Raw genomic sequence first — 18,713 nt, forward strand, 5'->3', positions numbered from 1 at the left:
TCCGACCGCGACGACCCCGTCGGCCGCCCAGGAGAGCGCGCTCAATCCGGGCAGCAGCGTCGTGCTGCGCACGTTCCGGTCGGCGTCGCTGAAGCGCGACTGGTCGTACACGGTCTACCTGCCGCCGGGCTACAACCCGGAAGGCGCGCGCTACCCGGTGATGTACCTGCTGCACGGCAACGCCGGCAACGCGAACGACTGGGTCACGCAGGGCCGGCTGCAGGCCACAGCCGATACGCTGATCGAGCGCCGCGAGATCCCGCCGGTCGTGATCGTGATGCCGCAGGGCGGCACCGACTGGTACGTCGACCGCAAGGAGAAGATGCAGAGCGCGTTCCTCAACGACCTGCTGCCCGAGGTCGAAGCGCACTTCGCGGTGTCGAACCAGCGCGCGGGCCGCGCGATCGGCGGCGTGTCGATGGGCGGCTTCGGCGCGCTGCGCTTCTCGCTGCTCGAACCCGGGCTGTTCTGCGGCGCGATGCTGCTGAGCCCCGCGATCTACGCGAACGAGCCGCCGCTCAATTCCGCCGCGCGCTACGTCGGCGTGTTCGGCGACCGGCAGTTCGACCCGCGCGTGTGGCACGAACTCAACTACCCGGCGCTGATGCGCGGCTATTTCGCGCGCAGCTGGCGAATCCCGATGTTCATCGCGGCCGGCGACGACGACCTGACCATCCAGGCCGAATCGAGCGTGCTGTACACGCACCTGCGCCGTGCGCAGAACCCGGCCGAGCTGCGCATCGTCGACGGCGGGCACACGTGGGACGTATGGCGCGGGCTGCTCGGGCAGGGGTTAAAGTACGCGCTCGAATGCGTGAAGTGACGGCGGGCGGGCGTTGCCCCGCCCGTTTTCGTCAGGCTGGCCGGTGACCGGCGGCCCGCCGGCCGTCGACCCACGTCATGCCCGGCGCATGCAATCCCGGCGAGCCTGTCGCGCCTGAGGGCGCACGCGTGGCGCTGGCCGCCGCGCCCTTGATCCAGATGACAGACTCAAAGCCAGGTGCCGCCCTGCCGCTCGCTCGGCTCCTGCGCCAGCGCGTCGAAATCGTGAATCCAGTCCAGGTGATGCAGCACGCTGTCGCGCTCGGCCAGGCGCGCATTGCGCGCGTGCGCGGCCGGCCCGTCCGGCAGGTGCAACACATCGGCCACCGAGATCGACGCGTACTGCACCTTGCGCGTGCGGCCGCGACGCAGCCGCTCATATGCTTCCTGCGCTTCGCGCCAGTTGCCTGGCCCGGCCTTCGCCAGTTGCGCGGCCAGCACCACCGCATCCTCGATCGACTGGTTCGCGCCCTGCCCGTGGTGCGGCACCAGCGCATGCGCGGCGTCGCCGATCAGCGTCACGCGCCCGCGGCTCCAGCGCCCGAGCGGCGGCCGGTGGAACAGCCCCCAGCGCTGGCTGATCGGCACGGCCGTGATCATCTGCACCACCGCCGGATGCCAGTCCCTGACCACGCGCAGTTGCTCGCCCTCTTCCGACGGCATCACCCAGTCGCGTGACGGCCACGGTGACGGATGGCGCTCGACCAGCAGGAAATTCTGGTCGCCGTCGTCGCCGATCGGATAGTGCAGCAGGTGCCCGTGCGGCCCGATCCAGTACTGCAGCGTCTCGGGATCGGGCAACAGGTTCAGCCGCGCGGCCGGCACCACGCCGCGAAACCCCGAACACCCCGAATACAACGCATCGTCGTATCCGAGCATCCAGCGCCGCGTGATCGAACGCGCGCCGTCCGCACCGATCACGAGATCGGCGTCGACGCGCACACCATTGTCGAACGACAGCGTGACGCGATCGGGATGCTGCGCGAGATCGGTCAGCCGATGGCCGAGATGGATGGCGTCGAGGCCGACCGCCTTCGACAGCACGGCCTGAAGATCCGCGCGATGCACGCCCCAGTACGCGCCGCCGAATTGCCGGCGATAGTCGGGATCGCCGCGATGATGGCCGATCACCGCGCCGCTGCGGCCGTCGCGATAGACGAGCCCCGGGATGTCCGCGCACACCGCATCGAAGGCCGCCCGCAATCCCATCCGTTCGTAGAAGCGCGTCGCATTGGCCGACAGCGCGACGGCCGCGCCGACTTCGCGCAACACCTCCGTCTGTTCGTAGAGCTGCGCGTCGATGCCGTGCTCGCGCAAGGCGAGCGCGAGCGTCAGGCCGCCGATCCCGGCGCCGACGATCGCAATCTTCAGGTTCGTCTGCATGATGAAGGTGTCTCCGATGTTCCGATGTGGGGTCTGCGGCGTGCGCAGCGGTCATGTCGAATGCATGGGCCGTATCGGTATTCTCGGGAGCGGACTTTCATCCCGCAATAAAATGACCGGAATCTGCTTCATCACTGAATGCAATGAACCCGGCGAGACCCAACCCATGGAACTGAGCGATATCGACCTCAACCTGCTGCTGCTGTTCCAGCGGCTGATGCAGGAACGGCGCGTATCGAGCGTCGCCGAGCAGATGAACATGAGCCAGCCGGGCGTGAGCAATGCGCTCGCGAAGCTGCGCCGCCGGCTCGGCGATCCGCTGTTCGTGCGCGGGCCCGGTGGCGTGGTGCCGACGCCGTTCGCGCTGCGCCTCGCGGAACCCGTGTCGCACGCGCTCGCGACGCTGCATGCCGCGCTCAACCCCGAGACCGGTTTCGATCCGCAGCGCGCCACGCGCACGCTGACGATCGGTATGACCGACATCGGCGAAGTCGTGTTCCTGCCCGCGCTGCTCGAACACCTGTCGCAAGCGGCGCCGGGCATCGCGCTCAATACCGTGCGCGACACGAGCGTCAACCTCGGCGACGCAATGGCCGACGGCCGCGTCGATCTCGCGATCGGCCTGCTGCCGCAGCTCAAGGGCGGCTTCTATCAGCGCCGGCTGTTCGATCAGCGCTATGTGTGCCTGTTCCGGCGCGGGCATCCGCTCGAGGACGCGCCGCTGACGGTCGACGCATGGCGCAATGCCGAGCACCTGGTCGTGGTGTCGGCCGGCACCGGTCACGGGCAGGTGGACGAATGGCTGAAGCGCCGCCGCGTGGCGCGCCAGGTGCGGCTCACGGTGCCGCACTTCATGAGCGTCGGCTACATCCTGCAGCGCACCGACCTGATCGCGACGGTGCCCGAGCATCTCGCGCAGCAGCTCGCCGCACCGTTTTCGCTCGGCTGGCGCGCGTTGCCCGTCACGGTGCCGGGCGCGCCGATTCACATGCTCTGGCATACGCGGGTCAATCAGGACGAAGAGAACAAGTGGCTGCGCGACGTGGTGGTCGATCTGTTCGCGGAGTCAGGCACGCGGACGCGGAAGGCCATACCTGGCCGCAAGAAGTAGCCGAGGTCATCACGCCATCGCGCGTGCCTGACGGTGTCGCTCGAACATGTGCGCCGCGCATTTCGACTACATTGCCGAAGTGGCAACGATTCCGGTCGTCGGCCACGTCGCCCCTCTTTCAACCCGCAGGAAATCAAGCCATGTCTGTCTTCACGAAATTTGCAGCCGTCACCGGCGCCGGCTCCGGCATCGGTCGCGCGGCGGCCGTCGCGCTCGCCCAGGCCGGTTACACCGTCGCGCTGCTCGGACGCACCGAGGCATCGTTGCGCGACACGCAGGACGCGATCCGCACCGCCGGCGGCGACGCGCACGTGTTTCCTGCGGACGTCACCGACGAAGCATCGGTCGACCACGCGTTCACCCGGATCGCGCAGCAGTTCGGCCGGCTCGACGTGCTGTTCAACAATGCCGGCCGCAACGCGCCGCCGGTTTCCCTCGACGAATACGAATTCGACGTGTGGAACAGCGTCGTCGCGACCAACCTGACCGGCGTCTTCCTGTGTGCGCGGGCCGCGTGGCGCGTGATGAAAGCGCAAACGCCGCAGGGCGGCCGAATCATCAACAACGGCTCGATCTCGGCCCATGCGCCGCGCCCCGACACGATCGCGTACACGGCCACCAAGCATGCGGTGACCGGGATCACCAAGTCGCTGGCGCTCGACGGCCGCCGGTACAACATCGCGTGCAGCCAGATCGATATCGGCAACGCGGCTACGTCGCTCACGGACCGCATGACGCAAGGCGTCCCGCAGGCCGACGGCAGCCTCGCGCCCGAGGCGCGCATGGACGTCACGCATGTCGCGAACGCGATCGTCCAGATGGCGAACCTGCCGCTGGACACGAACATCCTGAACATGACGATCATGGCGACCGCGATGCCGTTCGTCGGCCGGGGCTGAACGAAACGCACGCGATGCCCGATCCCGTCCGGCCCGCATCGCGAGACGTCACCCGCGCCATGATTGCGGACGACGTCACGTGCTGTCGGGCGAACGCGAGTTGCACGTCGAGCATGGCGAGCCAACGCGGTTGCACGCCGGTGTGAGCGCGCTCTTCTAATCGCATCGGCCGCATGCGTACGTGGCGCCGTGCCCGCAAGGCGCGACGCTGGGCGTGGTGCTCACGCCGCCCGGTCAGGCATCGGCGACGCCGCTGTCGCCGTAGCCCGACGCCCGCGGTCAGTTGCTCCTGCTTTTCTTGCCGGTGGACGGCGGCTTGACGATGACGAACTGACGACGATCCTTGCCCCTGATCCAGAGCGGCGCATTGCCGCGCCCGCTCCACTCCTTTCCGCTCACCGGATCGCGATAGCGCGCCGGCAGCACTTGCACGACGTACGCCCCCCGGCTGCCGTTGCGGCCGACCAGATCGCGGTGCTTGATCGCATAGGTATCCATTAGCGAGTGAACCTCCGCGATCGCATCGACGCGTTCGCGCGCGCGTGCGCGCTCGATTTCCTCGTCCAGTTCGGCCAGCTCGACGACGAGCTGTGCATAGGTCTTGCTCGCGTTCATTTTCTGCTTCCTGCCCCGCATCCGCATCTGCATGCGAACCGGCATGATTCGCATGACTAACCGACTGTTTCACGACGTCCCGTGACGGCCACATTCACTCGATCGGCAAGCCGCTCGCGCCGGCGCATCGAAGCACGCGACATGAGAACAGCGACACGCCGCCACGCACCGGCACACCGTGCGCGCCCCCGCGTCGACCCGATCGCCCGCCCGGGGCCCTCGCTGCAGACGTTCGGCGACACAATCGCGCCCGGCATTTCAAATATCGAGTGATATCTGGAATGCGATCGTAATGGTATCCATCTCAAATATCAACTGATATCCTGCCGGCCATGAACATGGTTCCCCCTCCCCCGCGGCTGAGCCGCGAAGAAAGCCGACAGCAGACCCGCGCTCATTTGCTCGCCGCGGCGAAGCGGCTGTTCGTCGACCGCGGGTTCGGCGGCACGTCGCTCAGGGATATCGCGGCCGAGGCCGGCTATACGCAAGGCGCGTTCTATTCGAATTTCGCGAGCAAGGAGGCATTGTTCGTCGAGCTGATGCGGGAGCGCTCGCAGACGCAAGTGGCCGACATCGCCCGGGTGCTGCGCGACCCCGCGGCGTCCGGGGAGGACATTCTGAATGCGCTGGAGGTCTGGTCGCGGACCGTCGATGCCGAGCCCGAGTGGTCGGTGCTGGGTGTCGAATTCAAGCTTCAGGGGCGGCGCAACCCCGATTTCGCCATCGCGTCGCAGGCGTTGCTGGACGCCCACCGCGATGGCCTCGCCTATTGCATCGAACAGATTTTCGCGCGGCTGAAGAAGGTACCGCCCGAACCGCCGGCCGTCCTGGCCGTTGCGTTCATGGGGCTCTCGCAGGGCCTGTCGCTGCAGCAGTCGATCCTGTCCGAGGTGCCGATCGGGCACATGATCATGGTGTTCCTGCTCAGCCTGCTGGCCACGGCCGAGCCGGTGCGTTGACCGGCAAGGTCGCCCCGTTCGCAGCGGCGACGATCCGGCGTAAGGGTGGCTGCGCCGGCAGATCGCGGAGATTGCGCAGGATATCGCGCCGTGGCGCTCGACCATGCCTGGCGTAGGCCAATCACCCGACCGATACACGCCACGCGTGCGTGAACGGCATTTCCGTGCGCCGTCCTGTCGTACGATCAAGTGTCTGCGGCCCGTCACATTCGGTTGACGCTGATCGCCTGCATTGCGCCTACACGACAAGGAGCACATCGACACTCGCGCGGCAAGACATCGTCAAGCGTTTGGAAACACGCCTTCACTTGATACCGAATGCTTAGACATCCGGATCCGGAATCCGCGCCGACTGAATCACGACCAGCGTATCCCCCGCCTCGATCCGGCACGGCGGGTCTTCATAGAACGAAAAGATCTTCCCACATCGATCGAGCCCGACGACGATCGCGCCAGGCACCACGTTCGTCATGCAGCCGACCTCCTGCGGCATCGCCTCGCGCTCCAGCAGCGTCGCGCGGCCGCGCGTCGACAGCATGTCGTTTACGAACGGCACGATATAGCGGCTATGCACGGCGTCCGCGAGCAGCAGCGCACCGATCTTCGTCGACGACACGATCACGTCCGCGCCCGCCTGCCGCAGTTGCCGCTGATACAGGTTCTCCTGGATCCGCACGACGATCTTCGTATCGGGCGCGATGCTGCGCACCGACAACGTGAGCAGGATCGCGGTCGGATCATCGGTCACCGAAATGATCACGGCCTTCGCTTCGCGCACCTGTGCCTGCTGCAGCAGATCCTCGTGCGCGGGATCGCCGAGCAATCCCGCCACGCCGAGCGACGTCGCGGCCTCGATCGCCTGCTGCTGCGAATCGATCACGATGAGCGTCGCCGGATCGACGCCGCTCTCGAGCAGTTCGCGCACGGCGATCGAGCCCGACAGGCCATAACCGCAGACGACGATGTGATCGGACAACTGTTTCTGCAGGCGTTTCATGCGGAATTCCTCGATGACGCGCTGGATCACGAACTGATACGCCGTGCCCAGGAAAATGAACCAGATGACGATGCGGATCGGCACGATGAAGAACGCATCGATCAGGCGCGCCCGTGCGGTGACGGGCACGATGTCGCCATAGCCGACCGTCGCGACCGTGACCATCGTGAAGTACACCAGATCGGCGACGGTCATCGGCGTGCTCTTGGTCGAATCGCGCAACCCGTCGCGATCGAGATACAGCACGAGGAACGCGAGCGTGCACAGCAGCACGACCGCGCCGATACGGAACAGCAGCGTGCGCCGCGGCGACGTCGCGGGACGCGTGAACAGCGTGCGCGCACGCGGCGCCTGCCACGGATTGCGGGCGCGACGCAGGCGTGAGCGCAACGAGCGGCGCTGGGCGGAGGGCGAAGCCAACGGGGGAATCTCCTGAAGGATGCGGGCTCGATTCTACGATGGGTCGGCCGCGACCGGCCGGCGTCCTCGTGTCGATGCGCCGATGCGTCCGTTACAGCATGCTGCGCGGTCGCACCATCGTGCCGTCGACGAAGCGCTGCGCGCGAAACGCCGACAGGTCGAGCGACGGCGCCCCCGTGTCGATCCATTCGGCCAGCAGCCGCCCGACGATCGGCCCCATTGCGAAACCATGGCCGCAGAACCCCGTCGCGATCGCGAGCCCGGACGGCGTGCCCGGCGCATCGATCACCGGAATGCCGTCGGGCAGCACGTCGATCAGGCCGGCCCAGGCCTCGACGATCTGCGCGTCCTTCAGCGCGGGAAAGATCGTCTTCAGTTTCGCGAGTGCGCGCGGCGCATGCGCGCGATTCGGCTGCGGCTGCGGATCGCGCGGCTCGATCGCCCCGGTCGCTCCGATCGCCCCGGTGATGCGAGCCAGCGCATCGCGCCACGCGGCCCCGTTCACGTGCAGCCGGAATTTGTCGCGCTGCGACCAGAACTCCGGCCAGAACAGGCTCAACCCGCGCAGGTGGCCAAGCGTCAGGTCGACGTCGACCTGCATGTCGTCGGCAAGATTGATCGCACCGTTCTTGCGCTGCCGGATACCGAGGCCGTGGCCCCACACCGTCGACGCCGACACCGGCGGCACCACATTGGTGCGCATGCAGGTGCCGCGCACGGCCTGTTGCGGGAGCCGGACGCCGACGCCATCGAGCAGCCGGAAGCTGGTCGCACCGGCCGCGCAGATCACGCGCCGCGTGCGGATCGTACCGCGCTCGGTCACGACACCAACCACCGCACCGCCGGCCGTCTCGATCGCAGTCACGCCGCAGCCTTCGAAGAAGCGCGCGCCCGCCTCGGCGGCACGCGCGGCGAACGCGGCGGCCACGCGACGCGGCTCGGCCTGCCCGTCGGTCGCGGTGTACAGCCCGCCGAGCGTGCGTGCGTCCGGCGAAAGGCCGCTGACGCGCTCGTCGATCTGCGCGCGCGTCAGCGTGCGTGTATCGAGCCCGTGCTCGCGCGCGACGGCGAGCCATGCATTGAACGATGCCCAGTCCGTTTCGTTGTCCGCAATATAAAGACAGCCGCCCTGCCGCCATTCGAGATCGAAACCGAGGGTTTCCTCTAACTCCTCCCAGATCTTGATGCCGGCCATCATCAGCGGCACCTCGGCCGCTTCACGCCCCTGCTGCCGCACGAAGCCCCACGCACGGGTCGACTGCTGTCCGGCGATGCGGGACTTGTCGAGCACGACGGCCTTCAGGCCGCGCAGGCCCAGGTAATACGCGGCTGCGCAGCCCATGATGCCGGCGCCGGCGATCACGACGTCGGCGTCGGGCGGGAATGGCGTGTCGGCGAGGGTCAGGGCATCATGCAGCGGATAGGTTGTCGTCATTGTTTCCTGTCAGGCGTTAATGCATCCGAATGTGGGCGGCGATGGTAACGTCGTGACACACCTTTCACACAAACGCACCTTTCGCCACGCTGAATAACGACCATTTTGCGGTAAAGTTATCTTTTCCGCGCGTGGCCGGTCGGCTCGCCCCTGGACGTCATGAAGACTGTCCGTCGAGACTGCCGCAAGGCGTCGTTCTGAACGTCACGATCCGTTCCCGTAGCATGACCACTGAAGCAATCACCACGGATTCCCTCGCGGTTGCCGAGCGCGTGCGCGAGCTGATGACCCGCAACGGCATCGGCAAGCGCCAGCAGACCACCGAGCTGTGCCGCATCCTCGACCTGAGTTTCTCGCAAGGCCACCGCAAGCTGCGCGGCAGCAGCCCCTGGACGCTCGCGCAGATCAAGAAAGTCGCCGAAGCTTACGGCGAACCCGCCGCCCAGCTGTTCGGCGCGCAAACGCTCGACCCCGGCATGGTCGGCGCCTATTCTCAGGAGGCCGTCCTTTACGCGGGCGTCGCCGAGATTCCGTGCACGGCCTGGATCGGCGCGCCGCTCGAAGCCGGCGCGCGCCCCGAATTCGTCGCGTACGAACAAAACGGCCGCTGGCGCGTGCTGCGCCACACCGGCGTGCTGTACCAGAACGCGTACGACGTGCACAAGATCGAGATCTATCCGCGCCGCGCGGAGAGCGACAAGCTCGTCGTCGCGGTGATCGACCCCGATCGCGTCAGCGCGACCGAGCTGTGCCGCTATCTCGAACGCCAGGGTTTCGCGACCGCCGCATTCGACGGCCTCGCGCCGTTCGTCGACGCGCTGCAGGGCCAGGCGTTCGACGCGGTCCTGACCGAATGGCTGTTCGACGACAGCACGGCCGCCACCGCGATCAAGGCCGTGCGCACGTCCGACAACCCGGGCGCACCGATCTTCGTGCTGACCGGCGACCTGCTCACCGGCCGCGCGAGCGAGGCCGACATCAGCGAAGTGATCCGCGCGTTCGACGTCGTCTGCTACGAAAAGCCCGCGCGCATGGCGATCCTCAGCGCCGATCTCGCGAAACGGCTCGCCCGCGGGTAACGTCCCCGGGCCGTTCTTCCTCCCTGACGGCCAACGTCCGCGCGGCACGGCGGACGTGAACCGGTGCATAGCTCAGTACAATAGCCGCACCCGTTCACGCCCACGCCGGCTTCCGCCGCCCGACGCCATGGCCCGCCTCATCCCCGACGACTGGAAAAGCCTCGCCGCGACCGGCGCGGCCGAACGCGAGCGCGAAACGCTCGCCGCGCTCGAACACGCGCTGCCCGACAGCTACACCGTGTATCACGGCGTGCACTGGACCCGCGCCGACCAGGCGTTCTCGGTATTCGGCGAGGCCGCGTTCGTCGTCGTGAGCCCGGCCGGCCGCGTGCTGCTGATCGAGCAGAAGGCCGGCTTCCTGCGCGAAACGCCGAAGGGGCTCGTGAAGGTCTATCTGCAGAAGGAACGCAATGTCCCGATCCAGCTCGCGCGCACGCAGGAAACCCTGCATCGGCGCCTGACGGCCGCGCTCGGCGCAGGCGTCTACGGCGTCGAGGCGCTGCTGTACTGCCCCGACTACTCGATCCGCGACGCATCGATCGCCGGCGTCGCGGCCGACCGCATCGTCGATGCGTCGCGCAAGGCGCAGCTCGCGCAGGTGATCCTGCAGATCCTGCCGGAAGACGACGAACCCTTCCCGAACGCGCCGAAACTCCACCACTTCCTCGCGGACGAGCTCGCGCTCACGCCCGACACGAGCGCGCTCGTCGGCCAGGCCGGCACGCTCGTCACGCGGCTGTCGGGCGGGCTCGCCGCGTGGGCGCGCCAGCTCGAATTCGCACCGTTCCGGCTGCGCGTCACCGGCACGGCCGGCTCGGGCAAGACGCAGCTCGCCGTGCAGGCGATGCGCGATGCGGTCGCGGCCGGCAAGCGCGTGCTTTACGTGTGTTTCAACCGGCCGCTCGCCGACTACATCGCGCGCATCGCGCCGCCCGGCGCAAAGATCGCGAACTACCACCAGCTGTGCGACTGGGTCGCGCGCGACGGCGGCTATACACCCGACTTCCAGGTGCCCGGCGAATTCGAGCGGCTCGAGGCGCGCTTCGCGGCAACGCCGATTCCCGAGCGCTGGCGCTTCGATGTGCTGGTCGTCGACGAAGGACAAGATTTCCACGCGCCGTGGGCGGCCGCCCTGGCGCGCTTGCTGGCGCCGGACGGCGCATGGTGGTGGCTGGAAGATCCGCTGCAGAACCTGTACATGCGCGAGCCCGTCGCGCTGCCGGGCTGGGTCACGCTGAAGGCGCTCACGAACTACCGCAGCCCGCGCGACCTGCTCGAATTCGTGCGCGACATCGTCGGCCGGGTCGAGCCGCTGGCGGCCGAGCTGCGCTCGGGCAGCCCGTTCGACGGTTCGGATCCGTCGGTGTCGTCGTACGGGGAAGAAGGCGCGTCGGCAGACGCGCTGGCCGACGCCTGCATCGACGCGACCAAGCGGGCGATCACGCATGCGCTGTCGCTCGGCTTCCGCAAGCAGGACATCGCGGTGCTGTCGTATCGCGGCCGCGAAGGCTCGGTGCTCGCGCCGCTCGACCAGCTCGGCCCGCACCGGCTCAAGAGCTTTACCGGCAAGTACGACCTGTTCGGCAACCCGGAGTATCGCGAAGGCGACGTGCTGCTCGATTCGATCTACCGCTTCAAGGGCCAGTCGGCGCCGTGCGTGATCCTCACCGAGGTCGACTTCGACACGCTCGACGCGCGTGCCGCGCGCAAGCTGTTCGTCGGTGCGACGCGGGCGACGATGAAGCTGCTGATCGTCGCGTCGTCGCGCGCGGCCGCGCAGCTTGGGGCGGGTTGAAGCCGGACAGCGGCTCGTCCGGCACGGGGACGATCTCCGGATCCCCGACATTACGCGCCGACACAATCGGGCACATTTCGTTTCGCCCCAAACCCTGAACGGGTCGCCTGCTTCGCGATTCCGGCGACACCCGATGGTTTATCCCCGTGCGGTACATCGTTACGATCCCTGGCCATTCGCTGCGAACGGGATATTCGATGGCCGACGTAAAGAAGGTGCCGTACTACAAGCCGCAGAAAGGGCTGTTTGGATCAGGGCTGAAGAAATATCAGGGTTCCAGAGGGTGTATTCCCCTCGAGACTCAGAAAGGCGTTTCGCTCGACAGACTGGCGCCGGGGGAAAAGCCACCGCCCCCTCTTCCCAAGCCGGCGCCCAAAGCGCCGAGTATTCCCGGGCGGGGTTCCGCTTCCGACCCATTGCCGAAAACCGGTCAGGCGATGATCAAGGAACCACCGGAGCCGCCAGAAGCGGAGGTCTGCGAAAAACCGCCGCACTTCGACCTTCAAGACGTACCGATTGCGATGGACAACCTGGGCTGGAAGGTCTCGGCCAAACTTGCGCGAATCTGGTTCGCGAGCCCTGCCCATACTTACAATGACGACCCGACGTCACATCAGCCATTGAATGACGGCGACGTCACTCTTGATTGGGTTTTGAAATTCGGGAACGTCAGGAAAAAGTATGAAAAGCTCCTGTCGAATGATATTTATAGCGAGCGCTCCGTCAGGACGGCAATAGACATCACCAAGACCTTCATCAAAAATCTCTTTCTGGATAGACACTCGACACTCAGCCTCAACACCTCCGGATTTATCGAAAATCTACCAAAATTCCATTCCGACTGGCAATTCCAGTTGTCGTCAATAAGCAATTTTGACACCCTGGAAAATTTTTCACCCACGGATCTCACCGGGGCACTGGCGAATTTCAACATCTACGCCGCAATAGGGAGCGTTGACATTTCTGGAGAGAAGTATTTTCGGTACGAAAAATCCGGTAATTTCTATTGCCTCAATGCAACCGGGAAAATTACACACATCTACGTTTACGTCAAAGACAATTACTCATTCAACGGCAAGCAATATCTTGGGCACTGGAACAAACATGGGGTAATTATCTCACCAGGCTCATTACTGACAGAGTCCAGCTCGCCAAAACGGAACTCTGATATTGACATCTTTGCAAGAGCCATCAATAAACCCGTCGATACACGGAGAGGTTTGTTCGGGCGACTCAGAGATTCCGACGTTTACTTTCCTGTCTACAATGCAGACTACAACCGCTGGCGGCAAAAGCATCATCGAGGCAGGGACTTCATGATATATTCAAAGCCAGTCCGTCTGAGGCTGAATAAACCAATTCATCTTGAGCTTGGTGAGATATGCAGACTAGAGCCATCAGATACATTGGCTTAGCCATCATTTTTTATATCGGTGCAGGCCTGCTCATTCATTTCAGTCGACCCGCCTATGGGCGATGCGATTTCTACGATCGCCCGGAAACGCTGGATGGCGGCGTAAAAAACATGAACGGAGTTCCATATCGATTCAAGATGTGCGGCACCGGCGGGAATGATCAAGATGGGACGAACGATAAAATAGAACTGAGGGTCTTCAGCGAGAAAGGTGAACTTCTTGCGAAGCGATACTTCTCCGTCAACTGGTACCACGGAAAGAGCTTTCACCAGCCCTTGAATTACGAGGGCAACCTGGTTCGCTACATCGATTTGACCGATGAATCCAACTTCGATAAATACCTGATGATTCCGCCAACCAAGTGGGACTGGCTTCGCGCCAGACTGCCCCTCTTTTGAGCACACATGATCAAGCCCGACAGCATCCCGACCTTCCACGATGCCGAGCTCGTCACGATCGACCATCGTCCTGCCGATCACGCGTTGCGGCTTCGATTCCGTCGAGTCGGTGGCGAAATCCATTCCTTTCGTTTCACCGGCGTCATTTCCTTTCGAATCATCGATTTTGCGCAACAGAATGTCGTGTCACGCCTTCTGCTATCTCCCGCCTATCCGTTTTCGCAGACAGAGGTGCGCCACTGGCTGAAATGGATAGGCAGCAGGGAGGATTTCGACGCAGCGAATGTAGACGATTCCCGGCTCGATCAGTACCTGGCCGATTTCGACACCGATCGAAAGGCGTTGTTCGTACTCGAGCCGTCATGTGGCGCAGAGGTTGCGGTGCTGTGCGAGACGATCCGGCTCGACTCGGGTCCTGACGTCTGACTGTCCCGCGAGCGGCGTCGTGACAATCACGGCGCCGCAGTCGCGAATGAACTGAAGCGGGGGGGGAAGACAGACACAGTCGACAGTCGCGTGGGTCTCAACCGCCCCCGCCGTCGATCAGGCGACCCGAAACGCCCCCACCGCGCGACGCAGCCCGTCTGCCTGTTCCTCGAGCGACGCGGCAGCCGCCGCGGCCTGCTCGACGAGCGCCGCGTTCTGCTGCGACACCTGGTCCATCTGCGACACCGCGCGATTCACCTGCTCGATCCCGTCGCGCTGCTCGTTCGACGCAGCCGCGATCTCGGTCATGATGCCCGTCACGCGGCCGATCGCCTGCTGGATGTCCTGCATCGTCGCGCCCGCCGTGCCGACGAGCCGCGAGCCGGTCGCGACGCGTTCCACCGATTCGCCGATCAGCGTGCGGATTTCCTTCGCCGCCGACGCCGAGCGTTGCGCAAGCGTGCGCACCTCGCCCGCGACCACCGCGAAACCGCGGCCCTGCTCGCCGGCGCGTGCGGCTTCGACCGCCGCATTCAGCGCGAGGATGTTGGTCTGGAACGCGATGCCCTCGATCGTGCCGATGATGTCGGCGACCTTCTGCGAGCTCTGGTCGATCTCGTTCATCGTGCCGATCACTTCGCCGACCACCGTCGCGCCGCGCGTGGCGATCTCGCTCGCGGTATCCGCGCAGGCCTGCGCCTCCATCGCATTGTCCGCGTTCTGCTTCACGGTCGCGGTGAGCTGCTCCATGCTCGCGGCCGTTTCCTGCAGCGCGGATGCCTGTTCCTCGGTGCGCTGCGACAGGTCGGTGTTGCCGGCCGCGATCTGGTGCGTCGCCGTCGAGATCGCTTCGGAACCCTGGCTGACCTGGCGGACCGTATCCGCGAGGCTGCGCTGCATGCCGGTCACGCCCTTGACCAGCTCGGCCATCTCGTCGCGCGACGACCAGCGCACTTCCGACGTCAGGTCGCCGTCCGACAGCCGGCGGAAATGCGACAGCAAGCGGTTCACCGGCTGCGTGATCGCGTAATGCAGGCCGATCGCGCAACCGAGGCACGCGGCCAGGCCGAATGCGATACCGGCGATCGCGCCCGCGCGCATCCAGCCGTAATAGGTCTGCGCGGTGTCGTACACGTCCTTGCCGCGTGCGACCTGGTACGCATCGAGCGCATCGGTCGCCTGCGTGAGCGCGACCGACAGCGGCGGCGCAACCGACATCAGCAGCCGGTCGGCCTCGTCGCGACGGCCGTCGCGGACCGCGTCGATCATCGGCTTCAGCGCCTGCCCGATCAGCGCCTGGCGCGCGGCGTCGAGGCGGCTCGCGAGCGGGCCTTCGTCGCCGTCGTGCGGCATCGACGCATAGCCGCGCCAGGCAGTGTCGGCCTTCGCGAGATAGCTCTCGGCCTTCTTGACGAGATCGGGCACTTCCGGCGCTTCCGGATGCAGCATCGCGCGATCGAGCGTCGTGCGCACGATCGTCAGGTTCAGGCTGGCCGCCGACAGCGCGGTCTTCGCAGCCAGTTGCTGCGTATAAGCCTCGTCGAGCGCGCGGTTCGAGCTCTGCATGCCGGCGAGGCCGATCAGCCCCGATACGACGAGCAGCGCGGCAACGAGGCCGAGCGTGGAGAAAATCCGCGTACGGATCGAGAAACGGGAAAACAGGGCGTTCAGGTTCATGACGGGACGTGAGCGGTGAAAAGAGCCGCGGCAATCGGTCCGCAGCACTCTGGATTACGGTTTGCCTGCAAAAAACTTGAGTCCGTCCCCGCTTTCCCCTGATCCCGGTCAATTTTCCGGGCCGGCAATCTCCTGTTACGGTTGCAACACATCGAGGCTGGGCAGAAATTGACCAGTCAACTATCTGTCGCTATAGTTCGACACAATTCCCTGCCCTGGCAGATATCTCGATGACCACCGATACCCTCCTCACTCCGCCGGCCGCCGAAACGGCCCGCCGCGACGCGCCGACCGGGCTGATCGTCGCCGCGCTGCTGCTCGTCATGCTGCTGTCCGCACTCGACCAGACGATCGTGTCGACCGCGCTGCCGACGATCGTCGGCGAGCTCGGCGGGCTCGACCAGTTGTCGTGGGTCGTCACCGCGTACCTGCTCTCCTCCACCGTCGTACTGCCGCTGTACGGCAAGCTCGGCGACCTGTACGGCCGCAAGATCGTGCTGCAGGCCGCGATCGTGCTGTTCCTCGCGGGCTCCGCGCTGTGCGGCGTCGCGCAGGACATGACGCAGCTGATCGTGCTGCGCGCGCTGCAGGGGCTGGGTGGCGGCGGCCTGATGGTCGTGACGATGGCCGCGATCGGCGATCTGGTGCCGCCGGATCGCCGCGCGCGCTACCAGGGGATGTTCGGCGGCGTGTACGGCCTCGCGACGATCATCGGCCCGCTGCTCGGCGGCTTCCTGGTCGAGCACCTGTCATGGCGCTGGATCTTCACGATCAACCTGCCGCTCGGCTTTCTCGCGCTCGCGGTGATCGGCGTCGCGTTCCGGCCGCACACCGCGCACGTGAAGCACCGGATCGACTACATGGGCGCCGCGTTCCTCGCCACCGCCCTCACCTGCGTGATCCTGTTCACGAGCGAAGGCGGCTCGCTGCTGCCGTGGACATCGCCGCAACTGTGGATGACGCTCGCGCTCGGCATCGTCGCGATCGGCGGCTTCATTTACGAAGAGCGGCTCGCGGCCGAGCCGATCATGCCGCTCGAGCTGTTCCGCCATCGCACCTTCGTGCTGGTCAGCCTGATCGGCTTCGTCGTCGGCATCGCGCTGTTCGGCTCGGTCACGTTCATCCCGCTCTACCTGCAGGTCGTGAAGGGCTCGACGCCGTCGCAGGCCGGGATGCAACTGCTGCCGATGATGGGCGGGATGCTCGTGACGTCGATCGTCAGCGGCCGGCTGATCTCGCGGCTCGGCTCGTACCGGATGTTCCCGATCCTGGGCACGCTGACCGGCGGCATCGCGATGGCGCTGCTGTCGACGCTGACGCTCGATACGCCGCTGCACACGATGTACACGTACATGGCGCTGCTCGGGATCGGCCTCGGCATGGTGATGCCCGTGCTGACGCTCGCCGTGCAGAACACGGTCGAATTCCGGCACATGGGCGTCGCGACGTCGGGGGCGACGCTGTTCCGCTCGATCGGCGGCTCGCTTGGTGTCGCGGCGTTCGGCGCGCTGTTCTCGCACGGGCTGCAGTCGCGGGTGATGGCTGCGCTGCCGGCCGGCACCGCGCTGCCGCCCGCGCTCGGCCCGGCCGCCGTGCACCAGTTGCCTGATGCCGTGCGCGACGCGTACCTGCATGCATTCGCCGGTTCGCTGCATGTCGTGTATCTGGCCGCGGCGACGGTCATCGCGATCGCGTTCGTGCTCGCATGGTTCGTCGAGGATGCGCCGCTGCGCAAGCACCACTGAGCCTCCCGTGGATCGCGATGCGAGCGTCGAGCCGCCTCGCGATCCCTATCCCCATCCCCGGCCATCACGGCACCAATACGACCCCACCCGTCGTCGCGCGCGACTCGAGCAACCGGTGCGCATCGGCCGCCTGTTCGAGCGGCACCCGCGCGCCGATCTCCACATGCATCGCGCCCGCCAGCCGTTCGAGCGTCGCGCGCGCAGCCTCCCGATATCCGTCGACGTCACGCGCGATGAAGCCCAGCACGCTCGGCCGCGCGAGCGCGATCGACCGTGCCGGCCCCAGTTCGTCGAGATCGAACGTCTGCCGCGCACCGATCGCGGCCACCTGCCCGATGCTCGCGACCATCCCGAACGGACGGACCGCGCCGAGCGTGCGCGTCAGCACGTCGCCGCCGATCCCGTCGATCGCGTAATCGACTCCCGCGCCCCCGCCGAACGCGCGTGCCGCCGCGACGAAATCCTCCTCCCGGTAGTCGACGACGGCGTCGGCGCCATGCGTGCGAACCAGCGCGGCTTTCGCGGCCGACCCGACCGTGCCGATCACCCGCGCGCCGAGCGCACGCGCCCATTGCGTCGCCAGCAGCCCGACGCCGCCGGCCGCCGCATGCACGAGCACCGTGTCGCCGGCGCCGACATGACGGACGCGATGCAGCAGCATGTAAACGGTGATCCCTTTCAGCAGCCCGGCCGCGGCGGCTTCGTCGCTCAGGCCGTCGGGAATCGGCAGCACACGCTCGGCCGGCATCGTGCGCAGGCTCGCATAGCTGCCGGTCGGCATGCCCGCATACGCGACGCGCCGGCCGGGAACGAGATCCGTCACGCCCGGCCCGACCGCATCGATCACGCCGGCCGCTTCGACTCCGAGCGCATCCGGCAGCGCCGGCAACACGTGCGCGCCCAACCTGAAATAGATGTCGACGAAATTCACGCCGATCGCGGTCTGGCGAATCCGTACTTCGCCGGCACCGGGCGGCGCGACGGGCGCATCGACGCGGCGCAGCACGCCGGCGTCGCCGTAGCGGTCGATCCCGATCCGGATGGCGGTGGCAGTCTGGGTCATGACGTTCCTCGTAATCGAATGACGTGACACGATCATCCCATCGTGCATAATCGAACGAAATTCCCGCCAATCGCCCATCTACTGTGCAAAATTCGACCGAACACGATCCCGTTTCCGCGTCCGCGCTGCCGATGAGCTGGGACGACGTCCGTTATTTCCTCGCGGTGATGCGCGGCGGCAGCCTGTCGGCCGCCGCGCGGGCGCTGCAGGTTCAGCACTCGACGGTCGCGCGGCGCATCGACGCGCTGGAGTCCGCGCTCGGCATCCGGCTGTTCGACCGGCTGCCGCGCGGCTGGCCGCCGACCGACGAAGGGCTGCACCTTGCCGAGCACGCGGCACGCATCGAAACCGACGCGCACCGGGCGATGGCGGTCGCGCGCGACGTGAAGCCGACGGTCATCCTGCAGGATCTCGTGATGCCGGAGATCGACGGCCTCGATCTGGTCCGCGCGTGGCGTGCGGACGCCGGCACCG

The 18,713-nt window shown here is 66.2% G+C and carries 17 protein-coding genes; 11 read left to right on the forward strand and 6 right to left on the reverse strand.

The features are described 5' to 3' along the window. Nucleotides 1–823, forward strand: an 823-nt coding sequence (locus tag G3N96_RS31630; RefSeq protein WP_241022914.1) for an alpha/beta hydrolase-fold protein, incomplete at its 5' end; no start/stop codon positions are given. Nucleotides 824–990: 167 nt separating this feature from the next. On the opposite strand, the gene G3N96_RS31635 is transcribed toward G3N96_RS31630, so the two are convergent. After that, nucleotides 991–2,205 (reverse strand): FAD-dependent monooxygenase, encoded by a 1,215-nt coding sequence (locus tag G3N96_RS31635; RefSeq protein WP_206139628.1) that lies wholly within the window; start codon nt 2,203–2,205, stop codon nt 991–993. A gap of 166 nt (nt 2,206–2,371) precedes the next feature. Here G3N96_RS31635 and G3N96_RS31640 point away from each other — a divergent pair, with 166 nt between their 5' ends. Together G3N96_RS31640 and G3N96_RS31645 are read left to right on the forward strand one after the other, a co-directional pair. Next, the gene (locus tag G3N96_RS31640; protein ID WP_206139629.1) at nt 2,372–3,316 is read left to right on the forward strand and encodes a LysR family transcriptional regulator; all 945 of its coding nucleotides are present in this window, start codon (nt 2,372–2,374) and stop codon (nt 3,314–3,316) included. Nucleotides 3,317–3,456: 140 nt separating this feature from the next. Continuing rightward, complete coding sequence (locus G3N96_RS31645; RefSeq protein ID WP_206139630.1) at nt 3,457–4,215, forward strand: SDR family oxidoreductase; 759 nt, start codon at nt 3,457–3,459, stop codon at nt 4,213–4,215. A gap of 279 nt (nt 4,216–4,494) precedes the next feature. Here the strand turns inward: G3N96_RS31645 and G3N96_RS31650 are convergent, their stop codons facing one another. Then, nucleotides 4,495–4,830, reverse strand: a complete 336-nt coding sequence (locus G3N96_RS31650) for an H-NS histone family protein (RefSeq protein WP_206139631.1) — start codon at nt 4,828–4,830, stop codon at nt 4,495–4,497. Between the two features lie 332 nt (nt 4,831–5,162). On the opposite strand from G3N96_RS31650, the gene G3N96_RS31655 reads away from it, so the two are divergent. Then, on the forward strand, nt 5,163–5,789 hold the full coding sequence (locus G3N96_RS31655; protein ID WP_206139632.1) for a TetR/AcrR family transcriptional regulator: 627 nt from the start codon (nt 5,163–5,165) through the stop codon (nt 5,787–5,789). Nucleotides 5,790–6,111: 322 nt separating this feature from the next. Here G3N96_RS31655 and G3N96_RS31660 read toward each other — a convergent pair whose 3' ends face one another. After that, on the reverse strand, nt 6,112–7,206 hold the full coding sequence (locus G3N96_RS31660) for a potassium channel protein (RefSeq protein WP_124584072.1): 1,095 nt from the start codon (nt 7,204–7,206) through the stop codon (nt 6,112–6,114). 91 nt (nt 7,207–7,297) lie between these two features. Next, nucleotides 7,298–8,641: an FAD-binding oxidoreductase gene (locus G3N96_RS31665; RefSeq protein WP_206139633.1), complete on the reverse strand. Its 1,344-nt coding sequence runs from the start codon at nt 8,639–8,641 to the stop codon at nt 7,298–7,300. 224 nt (nt 8,642–8,865) lie between these two features. Here G3N96_RS31665 and G3N96_RS31670 point away from each other — a divergent pair, with 224 nt between their 5' ends. The 5 genes from G3N96_RS31670 to G3N96_RS31690 all read left to right on the forward strand — a co-directional run bounded on the left by G3N96_RS31670 (nt 8,866) and on the right by G3N96_RS31690 (nt 13,754). Continuing rightward, nucleotides 8,866–9,720 carry a helix-turn-helix domain-containing protein gene (locus tag G3N96_RS31670; RefSeq protein ID WP_006485970.1) on the forward strand — a complete coding sequence of 285 codons (855 nt, stop codon included), beginning with the start codon at nt 8,866–8,868 and terminating at the stop codon, nt 9,718–9,720. 127 nt (nt 9,721–9,847) lie between these two features. Continuing rightward, on the forward strand, nt 9,848–11,515 hold the full coding sequence (locus tag G3N96_RS31675; protein ID WP_124584068.1) for an ATP-dependent helicase: 1,668 nt from the start codon (nt 9,848–9,850) through the stop codon (nt 11,513–11,515). A gap of 197 nt (nt 11,516–11,712) precedes the next feature. Next, on the forward strand, nt 11,713–12,930 hold the full coding sequence (locus G3N96_RS31680) for a DUF6402 family protein (RefSeq protein ID WP_206139634.1): 1,218 nt from the start codon (nt 11,713–11,715) through the stop codon (nt 12,928–12,930). Further along, a complete protein-coding gene (locus tag G3N96_RS39410) occupies nt 12,897–13,328 on the forward strand; it encodes a hypothetical protein (RefSeq protein WP_241022915.1) in 432 nt (143 codons plus the stop codon). Before G3N96_RS31680 ends, G3N96_RS39410 begins: the two co-directional genes overlap by 34 nt. Nucleotides 13,329–13,334: 6 nt before the next feature. After that, nucleotides 13,335–13,754 (forward strand): hypothetical protein, encoded by a 420-nt coding sequence (locus G3N96_RS31690; protein ID WP_206139635.1) that lies wholly within the window; start codon nt 13,335–13,337, stop codon nt 13,752–13,754. 117 nt (nt 13,755–13,871) lie between these two features. Here G3N96_RS31690 and G3N96_RS31695 read toward each other — a convergent pair whose 3' ends face one another. Beyond that, nucleotides 13,872–15,431 carry a methyl-accepting chemotaxis protein gene (locus tag G3N96_RS31695; RefSeq protein WP_124584063.1) on the reverse strand — a complete coding sequence of 520 codons (1,560 nt, stop codon included), beginning with the start codon at nt 15,429–15,431 and terminating at the stop codon, nt 13,872–13,874. Nucleotides 15,432–15,661: 230 nt separating this feature from the next. Here G3N96_RS31695 and G3N96_RS31700 point away from each other — a divergent pair, with 230 nt between their 5' ends. Beyond that, nucleotides 15,662–17,176, forward strand: a complete 1,515-nt coding sequence (locus G3N96_RS31700; protein WP_206139636.1) for an MDR family MFS transporter — start codon at nt 15,662–15,664, stop codon at nt 17,174–17,176. 64 nt (nt 17,177–17,240) lie between these two features. Here the strand turns inward: G3N96_RS31700 and G3N96_RS31705 are convergent, their stop codons facing one another. After that, complete coding sequence (locus tag G3N96_RS31705; protein ID WP_206139637.1) at nt 17,241–18,239, reverse strand: quinone oxidoreductase; 999 nt, start codon at nt 18,237–18,239, stop codon at nt 17,241–17,243. A 131-nt stretch (nt 18,240–18,370) separates the two neighbouring features. Between G3N96_RS31705 and G3N96_RS31710 the strand changes: the two genes are divergently transcribed. Then, nucleotides 18,371–18,713: LysR family transcriptional regulator (locus G3N96_RS31710; protein ID WP_241022916.1), on the forward strand; the 343-nt coding region annotated here is incomplete at its 3' end.

The sequence above is a fragment of the Burkholderia sp. Se-20373 genome, assembly GCF_017104705.1.
GTDB lineage: Bacteria > Pseudomonadota > Gammaproteobacteria > Burkholderiales > Burkholderiaceae > Burkholderia.